Source organism: Tunicatimonas sp., assembly GCF_049647865.1.
GTDB lineage: Bacteria > Bacteroidota > Bacteroidia > Cytophagales > Cyclobacteriaceae > Tunicatimonas.
The window spans coordinates 1-5,101 of the sequence record NZ_JBARYM010000655.1 but is presented as its reverse complement, the minus strand read 5'-3'; the positions used below and the strand labels follow the sequence as shown (position 1 = coordinate 5,101).

The following is a 5,101-nucleotide window of genomic DNA, read 5'->3' as shown; positions in this document are numbered from 1 at the left end:
TTTCTCCTCTACAACTAGACTGAAAGCCAATAGGAGCATCTCGTTCACTTTCTGCGTCATCCCGTAATACTGGCCAGATACTTTTTCCATCTTTAATACTGGTAGAAGGATCGGTAATGTTAAGAATATCCAAAATGGTAGGATACATATCCGAAGAAACTACGGGGTAATTTGTGTTTCTAGCCTGTCGGATAATAGTTGGCCACTCAATCACCGAGGGTACGCGAATACCCCCTTCGTAAAGCGTGCCTTTCCGCCCTCTTAACCCCGCGGTAGTTCCCTGTTGTCGTCCGCCGGATTCTAACCCCGGCCCACCGCCTTCGGCTGCGGGACCATTATCCGAACAAAACCAGATGATGGTATTATCGGCTACCTCTAATTCTTTCAGAAGATTCCGTAACCGACTAATTTGTTCATCCATTGCGGTGATGCTACCGTAGTAGTGCTGCTGATCTTCGGAAAGGTGAGCGTACTGCTCCCGGTATTCATCGCCCGCTACCACTGGCGAGTGCGGAGTGTGAAACCAAATGGTAGTGAAGAATGGGACTTGCTCATCTACCGCACTTTCTATAAACGGTACTACTCTATCCATAATTACCCGAGCATTGGTTCCCATCAGATTTTTAGTAGCTAGTTGGCCTGGTCCCGTCCAGTAGTAGGTACCGAAAGCATCACCAGGTGCTTGTTGTTTATTGGAACCGGCTACCTCGTGCGGCGGATTTATCATTGGATTCCAGGTAGGAACTTTAGATTCAGTAGCGAAGCATACATCGTAGCCATTTTCCCAGGGGGGCGAGTAATGGGTTTGATTTTTTGCCTTCCCACCCCGGTTGCTCTCAACCATCCAGGGATTCATGGTTCCCAGATGCCATTTGCCAAAGTGCCCGGTAGCATACCCGTATTGCTGAAGCACTTCGGGTAACGTAACTTCTTCATCTGGCAGGTGGCCTACGTTGGCATAGTAGATACCGTAGCGGAACGGGTGCCGTCCGGTTAGCATACTACCGCGAGTAGGAGAACACACCGGAGCTGCCGAATAAAAGCGATCAAATACTAATCCATTGGCCGCCATACTGTCCAGGGCTGGAGTTTTCAGTTCAGGATGATTACGGTAACCAACGTCGCCCCAGCCCTGATCGTCGCTCATAATAAATATGATATTAGGAGCATCGGCACCGATTTTGGTTTCTCTTGTCTTGGGCACTAACAATAGTAAGGCTACTATGCTGATTAGAGAAAATGGTGCAAGTAGGTAATGCATTACTGATTTTGTTCAGAAGATGGTAGCCAGACTACTTTTTGCTCCGATGTGTGAGGTTGGGTGAGAATGTCACGATAAAGTTCGGGGCGACGAGCCTGTTGGTAACGGTACCCACCGGCTTGGGTAAGTTTTTCGGGAACACAGGTAGCCGTAATTACTTCGTTTCCTAAATATCGGCATTCGGCAAGTACATCTCCGAACGGATCTAATACCATAGAACAACCATTTTTTAGCTGGTCGTCGTCCATGCCAATAGCATTAGCAAAGATCGTATAAACTGCATTATCGTAGGCACGAGCGGGTAGCCACTTCATTAACCAAGCGCGCCCCTTAAGTCCATCGAACTCAGTACGTAAAGTTGTAGGGTCAGTTTTACGCTTATTCCAGTCAGTTTCAAAGAATCCGGCACCGGGGCGAGTAGATGGGGTACCCATTGTTACGTGGGGCATAAATAGTACATCAGCTCCTAAGAAGCGAGTAGCTCGCACGTTTTCCAAAATGTTGTTATCGTAGCAAATTAGCGTACCGCAAGTCCAGCCGTGCAGTTTGAAGGTAGTGTACGCATCACCCGGAGTAAGTTGAGGGTGAATGAACGGGTGCAGTTTACGATGACGGGCAACCAGACCGTTAGCATCTACCCCAATGTAAGTATTGTAGACCTTGTCGGCACCATCTCGTTCAAACAAGCCTGCCAGTAAAGTTAATTTCAACTCTCGGGCTAGTTCGATAAGCCACTGCGTACTTTCTCCGTCAGGAACTGGCTCGGCTACCTGCTGAAGCTTTGCAAAAGAAAGATGGCGGGCAAATGCGTAGCCTGACAGACAACATTCGTGAAAAGCAACTACCTGAGCACCCTGCTGTTTCGCTTGTGTGGCAAGTTGCCGAAGCGCGTCTCGGTTGCGCTGCTTATCGCCATTGTGGTGTTCAAATTGGGCGGTGGCAATCCGTAGTTGCTGCATAATCTATAAAGTCAAAGATTATCTTGCCAGGGAACAATAGAGAAGCCAGCTAATTGTTTCGCTTCGTTTATAACTACCCGCACCTCCGGTTGAGCATTATCCCGCTCAAATTCTCCTCGAAATCGGAAGATATAATAAGTGGGATTGGTGGTTGTCTGAAGAGCCTGCTCAAAAGTAATGGATTGATAATCACCGAATAAATCGCGAATAGCACTGTAGGTTTGTGACTGCTTTTCAGCACTAAATTCTTCTTGTACCGCAGCAATGGCTTCCGATTCTTTAAGTAGGTAGGGTTGCCCGGCTTTCTGAGCCGTTAGCAAAGTATTTGCTAAAGCCTGAGCCGTTTTGAGTGGAGCCGACGCTAGCGCATCTCCGCTAAGTTCTTCATAGTTGCTTTGGGCTAAACCGGAAAGTTGTAGTAGTAGCCCGACAGAAATAAGTAGTATTTTAATGATGGTCACAATGGTAAGGTCAATAGTTAGCTACACCGCTAAAGTTATTGATAATTTGTTGTCGCACCAACGAAAACAAATATCCTTTTTCAGAAGTTGATGGCAAATCAGATTACGGTCCAATAGTCGGCATCTAGCCAATACACATATCTAATTATGAATTATCATCAGTTCTTATCTTACCTCATATTCTCTCTTTTGATCTGTGCTAACGCAGTACTTGCCCAAACTACCGAGACTGCCCCGCCTGCTGTCGATTTGAGGATGTATCAAATCATCGATGATGTTTCGGCTGAGCGTATTGAACAGGATATTCGCACGTTGGCTGGTTTCGGTACCCGCAACACTATGTCCGATACAGTGTCTGATACACGCGGAATTGGGGCGGCCCGTCGTTGGATTAAAGCGGAGTTTGATAAAGTTTCTGAAGAGTGCGGCGGATGCTTGGAAGTGTTCTACCAGCATAATCCAACGGAGAAAGGGGCCGGTTCTCGCATTGTGAAAGATGTAGATATTGTGAACGTGGTTGCCATTCAGCGTGGCACACAGCATCCTAACCGCATGATTATGATGTCGGGCGATATTGATTCTCGCGCTTCGGATGCTACTAATTATACTATTGATGCCCCCGGAGCCAACGACAACGCCTCCGGTATGGTCGGAACGATTGAAGCTGCTCGCGTACTGACGAAGTATCAGTTTCCAACCAGCATTGTCTACGCCGGATTGGCTGGAGAGGAACAAGGGCTGTACGGCGGACAAGGTTTGGCAAACTACGCTCAGGAAAATAACTGGGAGCTACTTGGAGTGCTGAACAATGACATGATTGGAAATATTGAAGGAGTAGACGGAGTGATCGATAACCGCACTTTTCGTATCTTCTCCGAACCCGTTCCGCCCACCGAAACTGAGCAGCAACGTCGCTTCCGCCGATTTACCGGGGGCGAAGTAGACGGTATCTCCCGCCAGCTAGCTCGCTACGTGCACCAAATGACTACCACGTACATGCCTGAAATGAATCCGATGATGATTTACCGACTGGATCGTTTCGGGCGAGGTGGCCACCACCGTCCGTTCAGTGACTTAGGTTTTCCGGGAATCAGAATTATGGAAGCCCACGAAAATTATAATCGCCAACACCAGGACATCCGGGTAGAAAACGGTATTGAGTACGGCGATGTGGTTGAAGGAGTCAATTTCCCATACGCCAAGAAGCTCACGGCGGTGAATGCCACTACGCTGGCCGGTTTGGGCTGGGCACCACCTGCCCCCGATAGTGTAAAGATTGGTGGAGCTGTACAAGCGTCTACCACATTGGCCTGGGATATGAGCGATGCCCCCCAACTGGCCGGATATAAGGTTTACTGGCGAGAGACCACTGCCCCACAATGGACTTATTCGCGTTTTGTAGATAAAACAGATCAACACACGCTTGAAGGTATCGTTATCGACAACTTTTACTTCGGAGTAGCTGCCGTAAGCAAAGATGGTAACGAAAGCGTAGTCGTCTTTCCTTCGGGCTTGATTCCGAGGGAGTAGATTCGGAAGCCGGAGTCGGAAGGCCGAAAACTAGGTGCCGATTTCTACTATAGTTTTTATATTTGTCCCCATGAAATTTGTGTACTATTTCATTCTTATAGGATTGGGTGCTATAGGCTGTTCGGAAGAGGAAGCGTTTAGAACTCCCAACTTAGGTGGCGAAGTAATTACTGGGTTTCAGTACCGGGACAGGGTCGGTAATTTAGTTCAGAAAGTTGGACAACCCAATACAAAGACATCTTCGGAAGACGGAGCGTATAACTTTTTTGCTTTTCCTATACCTTCTAGGGATGTTATTTTCTTAAGTGTTTTTAATAATGAATCGCGTCAAATTGAGCGAGTTTGGATTACTGCTGCCATTATAGATAATGCTTTATATCAGAGTATAGTGATCAATAGTGCTCTTCTTGTAGTTGCACAAGGCACTCCCCTGATAGAGATAGAACCTTCTGATAATCAATCCATATCTATCGATGTTTCCTCCTTACCACCCGGAGGTTATCGGCTGTATGTTCAAATTGATGATGTTCTTTTATGGGATAATATTTTAATACAAAGATATTAACAGTAATGAAAAAGTTGTACACGCTGTTGCTAATTTTCTTTCTATTCAACACTACAAGCATAGCACAAACTAGCCAACGAAGCTGGGGTTTAAGTGCATCGCTTCAGCAAAGCGAGTTGGGTATTAGTATTCCGTTTTGGCTTGGCGAGAAGTTTGTACTAGCTCCAAATTTGGGAGTTGTCTCAGCCAGTGGAATAGCTACTGACGTTACGGTTGGAGTAATGCCAAAGTTCTATTTCAGCACCGAACAACTAGCTCCTTATTTTGCTATTCGCTTAGCCGGAATTTTTAACCTCCCCGCTGCCGAGTCAACAGAGAACAGCAC

Annotated in this window: 6 protein-coding genes; 3 read left to right on the top strand and 3 right to left on the bottom strand. The window is 46.8% G+C overall.

The window, feature by feature from the left end:
• The 3 genes from WBA23_RS19220 to WBA23_RS19210 all read right to left on the bottom strand — a co-directional run.
• The coding region (locus WBA23_RS19220) for a sulfatase-like hydrolase/transferase (RefSeq protein WP_424583900.1) at positions 1–1,261 on the bottom strand (1,261 nt) is incomplete at its 3' end.
• Positions 1,261–2,220 (bottom strand): nitrilase family protein, encoded by a 960-nt coding sequence (locus WBA23_RS19215; protein WP_424583899.1) that lies wholly within the window; start codon positions 2,218–2,220, stop codon positions 1,261–1,263. The genes WBA23_RS19220 and WBA23_RS19215, both read right to left, overlap by 1 nt.
• 11 nt (positions 2,221–2,231) lie before the next feature.
• On the bottom strand, positions 2,232–2,681 hold the full coding sequence (locus WBA23_RS19210; RefSeq protein WP_424583898.1) for a hypothetical protein: 450 nt from the start codon (positions 2,679–2,681) through the stop codon (positions 2,232–2,234).
• 147 nt (positions 2,682–2,828) lie between these two features.
• On the opposite strand from WBA23_RS19210, the gene WBA23_RS19205 reads away from it, so the two are divergent.
• The 3 genes from WBA23_RS19205 to WBA23_RS19195 all read left to right on the top strand — a co-directional run.
• A complete protein-coding gene (locus tag WBA23_RS19205) occupies positions 2,829–4,211 on the top strand; it encodes a M28 family peptidase (protein WP_424583897.1) in 1,383 nt (460 codons plus the stop codon).
• A 70-nt stretch (positions 4,212–4,281) separates the two neighbouring features.
• Positions 4,282–4,776 (top strand): hypothetical protein, encoded by a 495-nt coding sequence (locus tag WBA23_RS19200; protein ID WP_424583896.1) that lies wholly within the window; start codon positions 4,282–4,284, stop codon positions 4,774–4,776.
• 5 nt (positions 4,777–4,781) lie between these two features.
• On the top strand, positions 4,782–5,101 hold a 320-nt coding region (locus tag WBA23_RS19195; RefSeq protein WP_424583895.1), incomplete at its 3' end, for a hypothetical protein.